The sequence below is a fragment of the Methanobrevibacter sp. genome, from assembly GCF_045116495.1.
GTDB lineage: Archaea > Methanobacteriota > Methanobacteria > Methanobacteriales > Methanobacteriaceae > Methanocatella.
Genome location: NZ_JBGULU010000045.1, coordinates 1 through 15,281 on the forward strand (window position 1 = coordinate 1; position 15,281 = coordinate 15,281).

Below are 15,281 nucleotides of genomic sequence, written 5' to 3' on the forward strand. Positions count from 1 at the left end.
GGAGGTTATTAAAATTTTTAAAATGAATAAGTCATTAGCATTTATTTCAATATTATTAGTTTCAATATTGGCCATAAGTGCTGCAAGTGCTACTGATAATGTTAGTGATATTGCTGTAATTTCTGATATTGATAATTCAGAAGAAGTCATATCTGTGGAAAATGCAGTTGAAGAAGTAAGTGTTGATGCTGATGATTCAGTAGATGTTATATCTTCAGAGGATAATGATGAAAAAGTAAGCGTTGATGTTATTGAAGATGAAACTATTGTTAAAGAGGGTGAAGCTTCAACTATTGATATTTCCAGTTTATTAAATGGTACTGGTATAAGTATTGGTGAAGGTTCAACTTTTGATATTTCTGGTTTATTAAATGGTACTGGTATTAGTCTTAATGGTACTGGTATTGATATTTCTGGTTTCTTGAATGGTACTGGTTTTAGTCTTAATGGTACTGGTATTGATATTTCTGGTTTATTGAATGGTACTGGTATTAGCTTTAATGGTACTACTCTTGATATTTCTGGTTTATTAAACGGAACCGGTCTTAATATTTCTGGTTTATCAAATGGTACTGGTTTTAATATGTCTGGTTTATTTAATGGTACTGGTATTGATTTATCCGGTTTGTTAAACGGCACTGGTATTAGTCTTAATGGTACTGGTATTGATATTTCTGGTTTATTGAATGGTACTGGTATTAGTCTTAATGGTACTACTCTTGATATTTCTGGTTTATTAAACGGAACTGGTCTTAATATTTCTGGTTTATCAAATGGTACTGGTTTTAATATTTCCAGCATAATAGACATTTTTGGTGGTAAAAAAGATTCAATCAACAGTACAGATTTAACAAAATATTACACCCAAACCACAACATTTAAAGTAACAGTTAAAAATGGAGACGCTCCTTTAACTAGTGGAAATGTTGTATTCACTATTGATAATAAAGAGTATGTCGGCAGCATAGGATCTGATGGTGTTGCATCAGTTAAAATTAAAAACTTAAAACCTGGAAAACACTACATTACTTCCGAATATGCTCAAGTAATGGTGAAAAATACCATTACAGTTAAAAAAGCTGTTATAACTAAAAATGTATCTAAAAAATACAAAAAATCTGGAAAATTCACTGTTAAAATCTTAAACTCTAAAGGAAAAGTTTATGCAAAACAAAAAGTGAAAGTCAAATTCAAAGGTAAAACCTACAATCTTATAACAAACAGTAAAGGTATTGCTACTTTAAAATTAGCTAAAAACTTAAAAGTTGGTAAATACACTGTTAAAACTACCTACAAAGGTTTAACTGTATCCAACAAAATTACTGTTAAAAAATAGATTTTTTTGTTTTTCGTAAATATTTCGATGTTTTGAGTTTTTAACTCAAAACCTTTTTTATTTTATTTTATTTTTTGAAATCATTTCTGAACTATTTTTCATACTCTAGATAATCCATAAAATAATTAATGTTAGCATTAATTAAATAAAAAATAATTGATTCTCTTTTCATTTGGTGAATTGGTATTTACATTAACGCAAATAGCTTTTACAAATCCAGATGGTTTTTGTGACTGCAGATATATCAGACACTTTTAAAATTAATTTTTCTCAAGTTAAATGCTGATGGTAATGTTGGATGAAATTTGAATGGTGTTGTTTATTTCAGCTTTTCAAAATGTTGTGCAGATTTTTTTTGATATGAGGGTGAGTATGTGATTTTTTCACATACTTGAATTATTAATTGCTGAAATGCATTAATAATAATCATCTTCCTCTTGTGGTGTGCGGTCAATTTTTTTGATTGTATCGATTTTTCGATTAATTATGTCAATACCTTCCCCATCAAGGGCAGAAATGAATATGGATCTTTCTTCATCATCAATATATTCATTAAGGTATTCTCTATCTTTGATAAGGTCCATTTTATTGAATAAATAAAATACTGGAATTTCAGAAAAAATCTTTTCAATCTGTTTTAGGAGATTGTATTGATTTTCCAAGTGGAATCCGCAGGTTTCGGAAGCATCAAAAATAAATAATATCGCATCAGCCAAGTGCTCCAGAGCAACAATCGCATTCATTTCAATATCATTCATCTCTAAAACTGGTCTGTCTAAAAGTCCTGGAGTATCAATAATCTGAATATGCTTCCAGTGTCTTTCGGTATGTCCAATTTGGATACCTTTAGTTGTAAACGGATAATTTGCAACTTGAGGGTCGGCTCCAGTAATCTGTCTTAAAAGTGTGGATTTGCCCACGTTAGGGAAACCGGCAATAACGATTGTGGTTGCTTCAAAATCAATTGTAGGCATGTTCCTCAGGTTCTGTTTAGCGAAATCCAAAAAGTCCAGGTCTTTTTCAATTTTATATATGACTGAAGAAATCCTACCATATGCCTGTTTTTGGATTGCACTTGCATTTTCTGATGGATTTTTCCTAATTTTGGCTCCATATTCTTTTTCAAGTTGGGTAATAATCCCATAAGCCCAGTTAAGTGCTCCTAAGGATTGTTTCATGTCGTCCACGCCAACGGTAATGTCAATGTAATCCTGATAAAACGGATGTAGCTCTTCAATATCTGGAACTGCATCAAGAATGGATTTTAATTTATCTTTAATAACTTGACAGGAAGTTACAACTCTTCTCTCTTCAATTCTTTTACCTTTTAAGTGTTTTGGTATTTTTTGAGACCTCATCAGATCTGCTTGTTTTTTTCCCCTACTGAATCCCTTGTCTAAAACCTCTTTGGGTGTAGGTATTGTTGGTATCATCATGGTAATCACTATTTAAAAATTTGTCCTTGGAATTTGTACACATCACAGCTTTCATCCATCCAGCTGTCTGCGCTTATTCCTGCTTTCATGCAGGTATTTTCTAAAAATTCTTCAATATTAAAAGCATGTTCAGTAGCTACTTGAGGAAGCAGCAATCCTCTTGAATATCCTTTTTGGATGATTAAACCGTCACGGCCAATTTCAATTTCCTCAAAGTATTGGTCAGGATGCGCTACAACAATCAGTTCAGGTTTTGTCAAAACAGTTACTTCCAAATCCAGTATTGGAAATTCGTCTTTTGTAACCGCACTGAATCTTGGGTCATTGAATGCAGCTGCAATTGCAACTTCAATTGTTGCATTAATTGCACTTTCAATCGGTTCGGCATATCCGATACATCCTCTTAACATATTATTTTTGTTTAATGTAACAAACACTCCCAATTTTTCATCTAATTCAATTGGATAATCATCAGGTTTTTCTAATTTCTCTTTGGTTTCTATAAAATGTTCAATTGCTTTTTTAGCTATTTCCACTAAGTATTCTCCAGCCCTATCGCTTATCATCATCCCATTCCTCCAACTAATGCATTCAATATTCTTGTGTGTGGTCCTCCATCACCTACCGGAGCGGTTTGACCATCTTTTCCACAGAATCCAACGCTCAATTTAAAATCATTTCCAATAGCATCAATATTTTTAAGGGTTTCTAAGATGTTTCCGGAAAGTGAAACATCTCTTAGGGGTGTTTTGAGTTCACCATTTTCAATCAGATATCCTTCAGCGGCATTGAATTGGAAAATTCCTTTACCTGTATCGACTTGGCCTCCTCTGGAACCTTTAAGATAGATTCCATTAGGTATGTCTTCAAGAAGCTCTTCGAAGGTATTGTCTCCAGGCTGAAGGTAGGTATTGCTCATCCTTACAATTGGTTTGTCTGCAATAATTGATCTCGCATTTCCGGATGAATGCATGCCCAATTGTGAAGCTGTTTCCCTTGAGTTTAAAAGTGATATTAATTTTCCATCTTTAACCAACTGGTTCGGTTTGGTTTTAACGCCTTCCACATCATACGGGTAATATCCAAAACCTTCCTTTAGGCTTGCATCATCAAAAATGTTTACAATATCGGAGGCTATCATTTCACCAACCTTATCTTTCAAGATTGAATCGTTTTGCAGAATCAGGTCTCCTTCAACCGCATGACCTAATGCCTCATGAATTAAAACGCCTGTAAGTTCAGGATCAGCTATTACTGGGAATTTTCCGGATGGTGCAGGTTTTGCATCGAGCAGTCTTACGGCTTTCTCACCAATATTTCTTCCGAATTCTTCAATATCGGTATCTGCAATGACTTCAAATCCTTTAACTCCTCCAAGGCTTCCATGACCAAACTGTATAATTTCACCATCGGTTGCAGAGGCATTTAATGCCATTCTTATTCTTGAGGTTTTCACCTGAATCTGTGACCCTTCACTATTCATGAACAGTTCTTTTACTTCATTGTCCCCGTACATAGCGGTTGTACTGTTTACTTTATCAATTGAAGCGGCGTCGCTTGCCTCTTTCATGATTTCTTTTTTCTCTTCAATTGATATGTCTTTGAAAGGTATTTTAACGTCAACGGAAGTTTTATCTTTAATTATCTCGCTTTCACTTAATTTAACGTCTCCTTTAAGTGATGAGGATAATTTGATTGCAGTTTCGGTTATGTCATTAATTTTTGATAAGTCTGTAGTGTATGCAAAACCCCATGCTCCATTATTTAACACTCTAATTCTTGCACCTAAAGTCATTCCAGTGTTAATTTCATCCACATCTCCATCTTTCATTATTATGGAAGTATTTTCACCAATTCCTGAGCGGATATCAATATAATCTACTTTTGGGGTTGTTTTTTTAATAACTTTTTCGAATAAATCAATATATTCTTCCATATTATCACTTACTTATAGTTAGTTTCACATGTATTATAAAAGTTTTTTATATATGAATAATATATAGTTTACCAGTACGCTAAATTTGGTGATTAAATGATTACAATAGTGGGCACCGGTGCCGGTGGAGGACTTTTAGCAAGAGAGTTGGCAAAAAATGGAATTGAAGTAACTATCTTGGAAAAAGGACCATATATAGATTCAAAAGATGCTTTTAAATATTACAATAAATATCATCCAGATATCGATTTGCTTGCAACCACATGTGTTGGAGGTTCGACAATTGTGGCGATGGGAAATATGGTACGTGCATTGGATGAGGAACTGCATGAATTTGGAATTGATTTATCTAAGGAATATGAGTATGTGGAAGAATTGGTGGACGTTCATGAACTTGATGATTCACACATAGGTCGTGGAACCCAACTGTTTTTGGATGCGGCTGAAGAATTGGGACTGAATGTGTCTAAGATGCCAAAGGCAATCCGTGAAGAAGACTGTATTCAATGCGGAAAATGTGCATTTGGATGTCCTGTTAATGCCAAATGGTCAGCAAAAGACTTTGTTGATGAGGCAATTGAAGCAGGAGCAAAACTGATAACTGGTGCGGAAGTGCTTGATGTAATTTTGTGCAATATGGAGGCATGTGGCATAAGATATCGTCAGGATGGCGAAATTAAAATTCTAAAAACAGATAAAATAGTTTTATGTGCTGGGGCTGTTGATTCTGCAGTAATATTGAAGAATACCGGTCTTACAGGCATTGGAAGGGAAATATTTTTTGATCCTTTTGTTACCGTTGGAGGGTACCTGAAAGACATTAATTTCAATACTGAAGTTCAGATGGCAGGTCTTGTTGTGGGTAAAAACTTTGTTTTATCTCCTCATTTTTCATCATTTATACGTGATAATATCCCTGATGAGGATGTTGAAGACAAGGATATTCTTTCAATCATGGTAAAGATTCCCGATGAGACAAAGGGATATGTCAGAACCAATGGTCATGTTGACAAATTCAATTCTATTCGGGACATCCGATATATAGCAGAAGGAGTTGCTACTGCAGGATTCATTTTAGAAAAAGCAGGTGTTGACCCAAAAACAATCGGTTCAACAGTTTATAGGGGTGCACATCCTGGAGGAACTGCAGCTATTGGAAAGGTTGTTGACAGTAATCTGCAAACAGAAATAGCTAATTTATATGTATGTGATGCAAGCGTATTGCCAATAGCACCTGGAAAACCTCCGATATTAACAATACTTGCATTATCTAAAAGATTGGCAGATTATTTAATAAATAAATAAGGAAGATTATTCGAATTGTTTTTCGATATCTTCTGTTTTTATTAATTTTTCACAGTAATGGCACCTTACAATAGGAGGATATTCCTGAATAACATTAAATATAGGTGTTATAGGTTCATTTTCATAGTTTGTAATGCATTTTGGGTTTGTGCATTTAATAATTGATGTGATTTTTTCAGGAAGTGTACTTTTATATTTTTTAACAGGTTCAAAATTCCTGATAATATTTATTGTGGCTTTTGGAGCAATCAAAGCAATTTGATTTAATTCCTGATAATCCAATTCCCTATTTTCAATTTTTAAAATATCCTTTCTTCCAAACGTTGCTGAAGAAACATTCATGGCTATTGTGATATTTTTTGTGTTATCATCCGGAAGACCCAAAACCTTCAGAATGTGTAATGATTTATTGGCAGTAATGTGATCAATCACTGTACCGTTTTCAATAGCTTCGATTTTTAATTCAGATTTATCCTTTTTATTCATTTAATCTACCTTTAATACATTTTCAAATCTTTCATTTCAATGATTACTTCAGTATCCTGTTCTAATTTTTCAGGACTTTTGCCCTTAGTTGAAATGGTAAAGCTTTCAATAACTCTGGCTCCACGCATTTTAACTTTTTCTTCAAGTCTCTTAATATTGGAATCGCCACGGTTACCGTCCATTGTAGCAAACAGTATTACATCTTTACCCACAAGGTTACATCTGTCAATGATTGTCAAGATTGCAGGTGTTGGATTCCCAGACCAGGTAGGAGTTCCGAAATAGATTGTACTGTAAGGTGTCAAATCAACACTTGCAGGTACAATATCTGTTTTTGTTTCCCTAAATGCATTAATTGATGATAATAATTTATTTTTAAAGCCTTCACGATTTTTTAAATCATGAATTCTAAGTAGGTCTGCTCTTAATTTCTTAGCTAGGGTTCTAGCTACTAAATCGGTTGTTCCTCCTTGCGAATAATAAATTATCAATGTTTTCATAGTTGCCCCCTTTACGGATGAAGGCCAAAGTGGGTTAATCCTGCGGTTTCATCAATGCCCAGAATTATGTTCATGTTCTGTATGGCTTGACCGGATGCGCCTTTAACAAGGTTATCAATTGCTGAAAGCATCACAACTCTGCCGGTTTCATCAATTTCAAATCCTCCGACATGTACGAAGTTGGATCCTCTAACTGCACTTAAGTGAGGTATTTCCCCTTCATCCATAAGTTTAATAAAGAATTCTCCTCCATATTCTTTTTCATATAATTTTCTAATTTCTTCTGGTGTAATATCTATATTTTCATCATTTAAAAAGCTATGGCTTGTTGTTTGAATTCCACGGATAACTGGTACTAAATGTGGTGTAAATGAGACTTTAACATTGTCAAATCCGTGTAATTCCTGTTGAATTTCAGACATGTGTCTGTGTGAAGATATCTTATAAGGATTCACATTGTCTGCAATATTTGGGTAATGGGTAGTTGCTGACGGATTTACGCCTGCACCGCTGACTCCAGTTTTGGAATCGATAACAATTCTTTCAACCAAATCATTTTTGACTAATGGATATGAAGACAGAATCGCTCCTGTTGGGAAACATCCAGGGTTAGCTACAAGATCAGCCTTTTTAATTTCATCTCTGTATAATTCAGGAATTCCGAATGCTCCTTTATTTTCACTGTCGGTGTGTTCCATTCCATACCATTTTTCATATACTGCAGTATCTCTGTATCTGTAGTCTCCACTCAAATCAACGACTTTTACGCCGGTTTCTAGGATTTCAGGAACAATCTTCATTGATGCTCCGTGAGGTGTTGCAGTAAATACAACATCAACATCCAAATCTGCTGGACTTTTATGTTCAAATACGAGTCCTGAATCTCTTATGTGTGGGTGGATTTTATGTGCAGGGGTTCCATCGTACTGTCTTGAAGTAATGTTGGTAACTTCCACTTCAGGATGGTTTGATAGCATTCTTAAAAGTTCTCCACCGGTATAACCACTTGCTCCTATAATAGCTACTTTAAACATTTTATTATCTCCTTAATCGTCACAATTATCTAATATTTTTCCTTCAAAGTTTGTTCTTCTGGCTTTTTTAATAATTTTGCAGCTGCTGTCAAGTTCACAATCACGATATTTTTCAACTCGTATTGCTTTTGCTTTCAAGCCTCTTTTATCAATGGCTGCTTGTAATTTTGAAATATCATGGTTTTGATCTGCACCGACGGTGATGATGTCGGGGTCAATTTCATAAACGATTTTGAATACATCACCGTTTGGATCACCAAGATATGCTTCATCTACTGGTTTTAACATTTTAATTAGTTCCAAACGTTGGTCTTCTCCAACAATTGGAACTCTCTTTCTTCTCTCAACTGTTGAGTCACGTGCTACAACAACATAAAGCTTAGCATTTTCTCCACCAAGTTTTTTAGATTCTTCAAGATAAACGCCATGTCCTGGGTGGAGTATGTCGAATGTTCCGGTTGCCATTACTTTCTTCATTTAATTACCTCTTTTGGTATTTTAAAGCTTCAGTCAAATCAATTTTATTAGTATAAAGTGCAGAACCAATTACTATTCCTTCCACACCACTTTTATTTAATTTTTTAATATCATCTATTGTTGTGATTCCTCCGGAATAAACAATAGGCAAATCTACAGATTTCTTTAGTTCTTCTACAGGTTCTGTGTAAAAACCACCTAAAAGACCTTCAACATCAACATTTGTAAATAAAATGCTGCCTGCTCCATGGTCTTTAAACTCCTGTGAGATTTCAGTGGGACTTTTGTCAATTTTTTCCTGCCATCCTTTAATAACTACTTTGTTATCCTTGCTGTCAAGTGAAATCATGATTCTCTCTGATCCGTATTCGTCAGACAATTCGGTTATGGTTTGGGGATTTTGTATTCCCATTGTTCCAATGATTAGTCTTTCAATGTCAAGGTCCAATAATTGGCGGGCATATTCTACAGTCCTTATTCCACCTCCCAATTGGATTGGAACGCTAACTTCTTTTAGGATTTTTTTGATAATGTCGAAGCTGGCCACTCCATTTATTGTTCCATCCAGATCAATAACATGGATATTTTTTGCTCCCAAATCTTCCCAGTGCTTTGCAACAAGTTCTGGATTTTCTATTTCTACCATTTCACTTCCAGGTTCGCCTTGAACCAGTTGCACACATTTTCCATTCTTTATGTCAACTGCAGGCATCACTAACATTTCATCTTTTTTAAATGACATTTACATTTTTCCTGTAATATTTTATTATAATATAAATATATGTTTTGAAATGTTTTATATGTTTCTTTTAGGGGTCATGATTTTGATGAAAATAAGATTATTGTTTGTCAATTTTGAATTGTTATATAATTTATTAATTATGAAATTAAAATAATTAATTAACTATTGAGAGGCAATAAAAATGAGCACAATTATTGAATTTAAAAATGTTGATAAGATTTATAAATCCGGAGACCACATTTTAAAAGCTATGGATAATGTCAGTTTCACAATTTGTCAGGGTGAATTCGTTGTAATCCTAGGACCTTCAGGCGCAGGTAAATCAACACTTTTAAATCTTTTGGGAGGCCTTGATACAGTTACTTCAGGAGAGATTATCGTTAACAGCAATCATGTAGAAAAATTCGACGATAATCAGCTTACCGAATACAGGGCTAAAAATGTAGGATTCATTTTCCAGTTTTACAACTTGATTCCAAACCTGACTGCTCTGGAAAATGTTGAGCTGATGAAGGACATTGTGGATGAGGATATAAATGGTTTAAGCGTCTTGGATTCGGTTGGACTTAAAGAGCATGCTAATCAATTTCCTGCACAATTATCTGGTGGAGAACAGCAAAGGGTATCTATTGCAAGGGCAGTAGCTAAACGGCCAACCATGCTTTTATGTGATGAGCCAACAGGAGCACTGGACTCAAAAACAGGAGTCATGATTTTAAATTTACTTCAGGATATGAGTAACAGTCAAAACACCACTGTTGTTATTGTAACTCACAATGCAATCCTTGCTGAAGCGGCAGATAAGGTGATTAGAATTAAAAACGGTCAAATTGAAAGCATTGTTCTTAATGAAACTCCTAAAAAGGTCACCGATTTGGAATGGTGATTCACTTTTTTTAATTATACTTTTTTTTCAATTTGAAGTAACTTTATAATGTTTCAGATTATTGGCAGGTAATGTAAAGCAAATTCTTTCATTGATTTAAATATTATTTGAAGTATATTAGTATTTAGATGATTGGAAGGGTTAAGTAAAGCAAATTCTTTCATTGATTTAAATATTATTTGAAGTATATTACTATTTAGATGATTGGAAGGGTTAAGTAAAGCAAATACTTTTCCAGATTTAAATATAAATTAAAATAAATTATTAAGTAGTGATAAAAATGGTTAGCAAAATTAAATGTGTAGTTATGGTTAAAAGATCTGTATTGTCAGGTCTGAATTCTCTTTGTTTGTCTTTAGCACATGTCAGCTTGCTAGCTAGTTTGTTGTCATGAATGCTATTTTTGGACTCTAGATAAACAATGGAAAATTTACTATTCGTATTTTTCTAAAACTTGTAGTTTTTGATCTTTTATTTGAATAGACGTATTTTTCATCAGCGTTAGCTATCGATGATTAATTAATTATAGATGTGAATTCAGTCTGTCAGGAGAGCAGAGTTTTATTGTTTGGGTGTCAACTGTCATAATTGAGATTCCGGGGAATTACTCCTTGAGGGGTTTAAATTCATCGCATCTATTTTTAATGCATTATTGTTATTTTGGGTGCGTGTTTCCGAGTGGCCAAAGGGGCCCGGCTTAAGACCGGGAGTTTAGTTCTCCGTGGGTTCGAATCCCACCGCACCTATTTTATGCCATGTTGTCCGAGTGGTCGAAGGTACTCGCCTTGAGAGCGAGTGCATCTGATGATGCCAGAGGTTCAAATCCTCTACATGGCGCTTTGATATATTATGGGGATGTGATTCCGAGTCTGGTCGAAGGATACCGGCTTAAGACCGGTGACTTAGTGTCTCGTGGGTTCAAATCCCACCTTCCCTATTTTAGTCGTTTAGGCGTGTATCCAAGTGGTCAAAGGAGGCCGGTTTAAAACCGGCTGCTAAGTGCTTCAAGGGTTCGAATCCCTTCATGTCTATTTTCATGTTAGGTCTTAGAGGCCTGCCTTGAAAACAACTAATGCTTCGGAATATGGAGTTTCAAATTATTCCCATTGCATATTTATTGTTGGTGTATTACTCAAGTGGCTTAAGAGGCTCGCCTGGAGAGCGGGTAGCATCTTTGGATGGCGGAGGTTCGAATCCTCCATGCACCGTTATTATTGATATGTTGTTTTAGGAGAGTGGCGCAGCCTGGTCGACCGTGGCGGACTAAGAATCCGCTGGTTAGTCCTTCGTGGGTTCAAATCCCACCTCTCCTATTTTTTGTTGTTTTAGGTGTGTATCCAAGTGGTCAAAGGGGACCGGCTCAAAACCGGTTGCTTAGTGCTTCGAGGGTTCGAATCCCTCCATACCTATTTTATAGTATAGGGTGTGTTTCCGAGTCAGGTTAAATGAGAGAGGTTTAGGGCCTTCGCTTAGTGCTTCCTAGGTTCAAATATCACCGTAGCTATTCAATCATATGCCCTGTTGGCTCAGCCTGGTCTACAGCAATCGCCTTGAAAGCGAATATCGTGGGATATCAGAGGTTCAAATCCTCTGCAGGGCGTTTTAATGGTGTCGTATCCAAGCCCGGTAAGGTGCCCGTCTGGAGAGCGGGTAGCATCTAAGGATGTCGAGGGTTCGAATCCCTCCGGCACCGTTCATTTTAAATCTTATTTTTTTCATATATTATAACATGTCACTAACTCGAAAAATGTTAAGGGATATAAAAATCAATAAAACGCAGTTTATTGCAATATTTCTTATGGCATTTTTAGGTATTTTCGCTTACTGTGGAATTTATGGCGAGTATTATGGGTTAGTGCAAACTTCCGATGAGTATTATGATTTAACAAATATGGCGGATGGATGGGTTCACAATACTGATTTTAACACATCAGCAGTTGATAAGGTAAATGAATTTGCCACACAAACTGATAGGCAAGCTGTAATTCAGTCAACTGCAGATATGGAAAATAAGCCCGATATCAAACTGCACTTTGTAGAAAAGGCAACGATATCGAAGTTTTATGTCATTGAAGGTAAAGACTTTAACGTAGATGATGATTCAGGTGTTTGGTTGGATTGTCGTTTTGCGGAAAAAAGAAATTTAAAAGTTGGAGACAATATTACCTTTGAGTTTGATGGTGGAAAAATTACCAAAGAAATTAAAGGTTTAGGTTATTCTCCAGAATATATCTATGAATCTTCACCAAACTCTTTAACACCTGATTTTTCAGAAATTGGATTTGCATACCTTTCACATAAGGCATATCCTACTAATTTAGACTATGATACATTGCTTGTTAAGTATAATTACTCAGATAGTGATTTTAAAGAAAAATTAGATGATTCAATAGATTATTTATCATTTACTAAAAAAGAAGATCAACTTAGTGTCGCTAAATTTTCCGATGAAATGGCACAACACAAAATGATTGGGGATGTTTTTCCAATTGTATTTATTATAGTCACTTTTTTAACACTTCTTACAACAATGACAAGAATTGTAACACATCAACGTTCACAAATTGGAATTCTAAAGGCTGTTGGTTATAAAGATAAAACGATAATTTTGCATTATATATCTTATGGTTTTGTCCCTGTTTTGCTAGGAGCTATTTTAGGATTGATTACTGGACCAATGATAATTCCTCGAATGTTTTATCCAACAATGTCTGCTACTTATAGTATGCCTAGTTGGAATCCTGGTTTTGACATGAGTTTCATCTATATTGCAGCATTGATGGTCGTATCATCCATTTTTGTTACATATTTAACATGCAGACAAATTTCAAAAGAAAATCCTGCAAATACTTTAAGGCCAAAACCTCCAAATGCATCCTCAAGAAGTCTAATTGAAAAATCAGGACTTTGGAATCATTTAAGTTTTAATCTTCGATGGAATTGGCGTGATGCAAGAAGAAATAAATTCAGAGCATTAATGACAATAATTGGGGTGATGGGCTGTGTTGCATTACTTATTGCAGCATTTGGTATGAATGATTGTATGGGTCAGCTTAAAACATGGGAATATGATGACATTAGTCATTTCGAATCAAAATTATTACTTTCCAGTGAAGCAAATCCGATGGAATTATATTATATTCTTAACTACACTAACGGCAGCTTTATCATGCAACAATCTATTGAAATGAAAGCAAATGATATGGAAGACACGGTAATGCTTTTAGTTTCAAATAATACTGATTTAATATCGTATACTGACAATAATCGTGATTCTCTTGAAATCGATGAGGGTGATGTTTCAATATCTGCAAAGCTTGCTGACAGGTTTAATTTAACTATTGGTGATAATATTAGATGGCATATAGTTGGAAGTGATGAATGGGTAACTTCAAAAATAGGTCAAATTCATGCAGAACCGGTTTCCCAAGGGTTAATAATGTCTCCAGACACTTTAGAAGACCAAGGCTTAAATTTCACTCCAACAAATATAGTAACTCCAGAAAAATTCGGTGAAAAATATGATTCAATCAAATCAGTTTCGAGTATTGACGGTCTTAAAAAAAGTTGGGACCAAATTACAACATCAGTGATGATGATGGTTTATGTAGTGACTGTTGTAGCAGTTGCACTTGCCATTTTAGTATTATATAATTTGGAAATTTTATCATTCACTGAAATGGGGCGTGAAATTGCAACTTTAAAGGTTTTAGGCTTTAAAACAAATGTTTTGAGGAAATTGCTTTTAACTCAAAACATAATTTTTACGGCTATTGGTTTTATCTTAGGAATTCCATTAGGCTTTTACTTCATGACTCTAATGATGAATGCTGCAGGAGATTCTCTTTATTACATTCCAACTTTAACATGGGGAAATATTTTGCTATCTGCAATTATAACATTTACAATATCAATTGGAGTCAATCTATTGTTTTCAGATAGAATTAGAAGTTTGGACATGGTTGAAGCACTTAAGGATGTTGACTAGTGTTTGCTTTAAACATTAAATAGGTTGGGTAGATGTTCAATTTACCATACGAATGTATATAACTTTTTCTTTATATTTGGCATATGAGAAAATAAGTTGCAATTTTATCTTTTAAAATAAATAAAAAAAGTTCTTTAAAGAAAATTAATTCTTTAAAGATTAATTAAATTATGCTAATTTTTCAATTCCTTTTGTAGCAAGTAATTTTGTAAATGAACCTTGAGGTTCCATTACAATATTTCCATTGGAATATTCTTTTAATGCAGCTTGAATCATGGTATTTTTCTTATCAGGATTTTTAGTAATATTTGCAAGTGCTTTTGCAAGTTCCATTACTGCATCTCCCCTAGACATAGTTCCTTGAACGTTTTCATTACCAGGATAACCGTTATATGCATCGTTTTGACGGACCATGTCTACTGCACTGAGATTACTTACTTCTCCATTAATATAAATTGGTCTAACGGAGTCAATGATATTGTCTAAACCTTCATCATAAACAAGGACTACTGCATCGGAGTGCATTCCGGTGTTTGCTTCGACAATTTCTTGAGCATATCTCATACCAACTTCTTTTCCATCCCACAGGCAGTCGTGCATCATCATCCGTCCGCCAAGACCTCCAGGGGCAGGTTGGGTAGGGTGTGACATTCCACCAGGGTATACAGGAGTGTAGTTTTTCAATGATCCGTTTTCTAAGTGAACCATAAATGCCATGTCCACTCCACCGTTTGATTGCTCGTATTTATCTGAAGCTAATACTAGGATGTCCTTACTTTCACTGGTCAGGTCAGGTGTCATGAATAATGAACCTGCAATCATAATCCATATTCCAATAAGAATGACAAGAAGGATAGCTATAATTAGTTTCTTTGATCGATTCATTTTTAATTCCTTACCTTTATTTAAAAATTTATAAAAATTATTGGTATATAGTTATATTTAAAAATTTAATTATATAAAGTTTCTTTATATTTGCATAATTTAAGCAATTATAAATATAATAAATTTACATAGGTAATTCTATGAATTGATGAAAGTCAGTTGAATTTTTTCTGATATTTTGTTATGGCGAATAATAGGTGATATAATGGAAGATTCTTACGAATGGAAAGGTTTGAACGGTCAATTGGTAACATTTAAAAAGGAAGTTGG

At 34.5% G+C, this 15,281-nt stretch carries 13 protein-coding genes and 9 tRNA genes; 13 read left to right on the forward strand and 9 right to left on the reverse strand.

Going from position 1 to position 15,281, the window contains the following annotated elements:
• Positions 1–1,336 (forward strand): hypothetical protein (locus ACJMLH_RS02195; protein ID WP_405274307.1); only part of this gene is annotated, 1,336 nt, incomplete at its 5' end.
• A gap of 416 nt (positions 1,337–1,752) precedes the next feature.
• Here ACJMLH_RS02195 and ACJMLH_RS02200 read toward each other — a convergent pair.
• Genes ACJMLH_RS02200 through ACJMLH_RS02210 form a run of 3 tightly spaced genes read right to left on the reverse strand, consistent with a single transcriptional unit; the run spans position 1,753 to position 4,708 of the window.
• Positions 1,753–2,772: an NOG1 family protein gene (locus ACJMLH_RS02200; RefSeq protein WP_405274309.1), complete on the reverse strand. Its 1,020-nt coding sequence runs from the start codon at positions 2,770–2,772 to the stop codon at positions 1,753–1,755.
• An 8-nt stretch (positions 2,773–2,780) separates the two neighbouring features.
• Positions 2,781–3,338, reverse strand: a complete 558-nt coding sequence (locus ACJMLH_RS02205; RefSeq protein ID WP_405274329.1) for a TIGR00296 family protein — start codon at positions 3,336–3,338, stop codon at positions 2,781–2,783.
• Positions 3,338–4,708, reverse strand: a complete 1,371-nt coding sequence (locus ACJMLH_RS02210; RefSeq protein ID WP_405274311.1) for a TldD/PmbA family protein — start codon at positions 4,706–4,708, stop codon at positions 3,338–3,340. The genes ACJMLH_RS02205 and ACJMLH_RS02210 overlap by 1 nt, the downstream gene beginning before the upstream one ends.
• 96 nt (positions 4,709–4,804) lie before the next feature.
• Between ACJMLH_RS02210 and ACJMLH_RS02215 the strand changes: the two genes are divergently transcribed.
• Entirely contained in the window at positions 4,805–6,013 is a 1,209-nt protein-coding gene (locus ACJMLH_RS02215; RefSeq protein WP_405274313.1) for a GMC family oxidoreductase N-terminal domain-containing protein, read from the forward strand.
• A 6-nt stretch (positions 6,014–6,019) separates the two neighbouring features.
• On the opposite strand, the gene pyrI is transcribed toward ACJMLH_RS02215, so the two are convergent.
• Genes pyrI through hisA form a run of 5 tightly spaced genes read right to left on the reverse strand, consistent with a single transcriptional unit; the run spans position 6,020 to position 9,252 of the window.
• Positions 6,020–6,499 carry an aspartate carbamoyltransferase regulatory subunit gene (pyrI, locus tag ACJMLH_RS02220; protein WP_405274315.1) on the reverse strand — a complete coding sequence of 160 codons (480 nt, stop codon included), beginning with the start codon at positions 6,497–6,499 and terminating at the stop codon, positions 6,020–6,022.
• Between the two features lie 11 nt (positions 6,500–6,510).
• Complete coding sequence (locus ACJMLH_RS02225) at positions 6,511–6,999, reverse strand: flavodoxin family protein (protein WP_405274317.1); 489 nt, start codon at positions 6,997–6,999, stop codon at positions 6,511–6,513.
• A gap of 11 nt (positions 7,000–7,010) precedes the next feature.
• On the reverse strand, positions 7,011–8,033 hold the full coding sequence (argC, locus tag ACJMLH_RS02230) for an N-acetyl-gamma-glutamyl-phosphate reductase (protein WP_405274319.1): 1,023 nt from the start codon (positions 8,031–8,033) through the stop codon (positions 7,011–7,013).
• A 12-nt stretch (positions 8,034–8,045) separates the two neighbouring features.
• On the reverse strand, positions 8,046–8,510 hold the full coding sequence (locus ACJMLH_RS02235) for an FAD synthase (RefSeq protein WP_295609105.1): 465 nt from the start codon (positions 8,508–8,510) through the stop codon (positions 8,046–8,048).
• A gap of 4 nt (positions 8,511–8,514) precedes the next feature.
• A complete protein-coding gene (hisA, locus tag ACJMLH_RS02240) occupies positions 8,515–9,252 on the reverse strand; it encodes a 1-(5-phosphoribosyl)-5-[(5-phosphoribosylamino)methylideneamino]imidazole-4-carboxamide isomerase (protein ID WP_405274321.1) in 738 nt (245 codons plus the stop codon).
• 181 nt (positions 9,253–9,433) lie between these two features.
• Between hisA and ACJMLH_RS02245 the strand changes: the two genes are divergently transcribed.
• The 11 genes from ACJMLH_RS02245 (at position 9,434) to ACJMLH_RS02295 (ending at position 14,126) form a co-directional block, all read left to right on the forward strand.
• On the forward strand, positions 9,434–10,138 hold the full coding sequence (locus ACJMLH_RS02245) for an ABC transporter ATP-binding protein (protein WP_405274323.1): 705 nt from the start codon (positions 9,434–9,436) through the stop codon (positions 10,136–10,138).
• A 662-nt stretch (positions 10,139–10,800) separates the two neighbouring features.
• Positions 10,801–10,884: transfer RNA gene (locus ACJMLH_RS02250), tRNA-Leu, on the forward strand.
• 6 nt (positions 10,885–10,890) lie between these two features.
• A tRNA-Ser gene (locus ACJMLH_RS02255) sits at positions 10,891–10,975 on the forward strand.
• Positions 10,976–10,989: 14 nt separating this feature from the next.
• Positions 10,990–11,075 (forward strand) — tRNA-Leu (locus ACJMLH_RS02260).
• Between the two features lie 12 nt (positions 11,076–11,087).
• Positions 11,088–11,169: transfer RNA gene (locus tag ACJMLH_RS02265), tRNA-Leu, on the forward strand.
• Between the two features lie 91 nt (positions 11,170–11,260).
• Positions 11,261–11,346, forward strand: a tRNA-Ser gene (locus ACJMLH_RS02270).
• Positions 11,347–11,367: 21 nt separating this feature from the next.
• Positions 11,368–11,451: transfer RNA gene (locus ACJMLH_RS02275), tRNA-Leu, on the forward strand.
• Between the two features lie 14 nt (positions 11,452–11,465).
• A tRNA-Leu gene (locus ACJMLH_RS02280) sits at positions 11,466–11,547 on the forward strand.
• Between the two features lie 106 nt (positions 11,548–11,653).
• A tRNA-Ser gene (locus ACJMLH_RS02285) sits at positions 11,654–11,738 on the forward strand.
• Positions 11,739–11,745: 7 nt separating this feature from the next.
• A tRNA-Ser gene (locus ACJMLH_RS02290) sits at positions 11,746–11,831 on the forward strand.
• A gap of 105 nt (positions 11,832–11,936) precedes the next feature.
• Complete coding sequence (locus ACJMLH_RS02295; RefSeq protein ID WP_405274325.1) at positions 11,937–14,126, forward strand: ABC transporter permease; 2,190 nt, start codon at positions 11,937–11,939, stop codon at positions 14,124–14,126.
• 168 nt (positions 14,127–14,294) lie between these two features.
• Here ACJMLH_RS02295 and ACJMLH_RS02300 read toward each other — a convergent pair whose 3' ends face one another.
• The gene (locus tag ACJMLH_RS02300; RefSeq protein ID WP_405274327.1) at positions 14,295–15,011 is read right to left on the reverse strand and encodes a DUF4012 domain-containing protein; all 717 of its coding nucleotides are present in this window, start codon (positions 15,009–15,011) and stop codon (positions 14,295–14,297) included.
• Between the last annotated feature and the right edge of the window lie 270 nt (positions 15,012–15,281).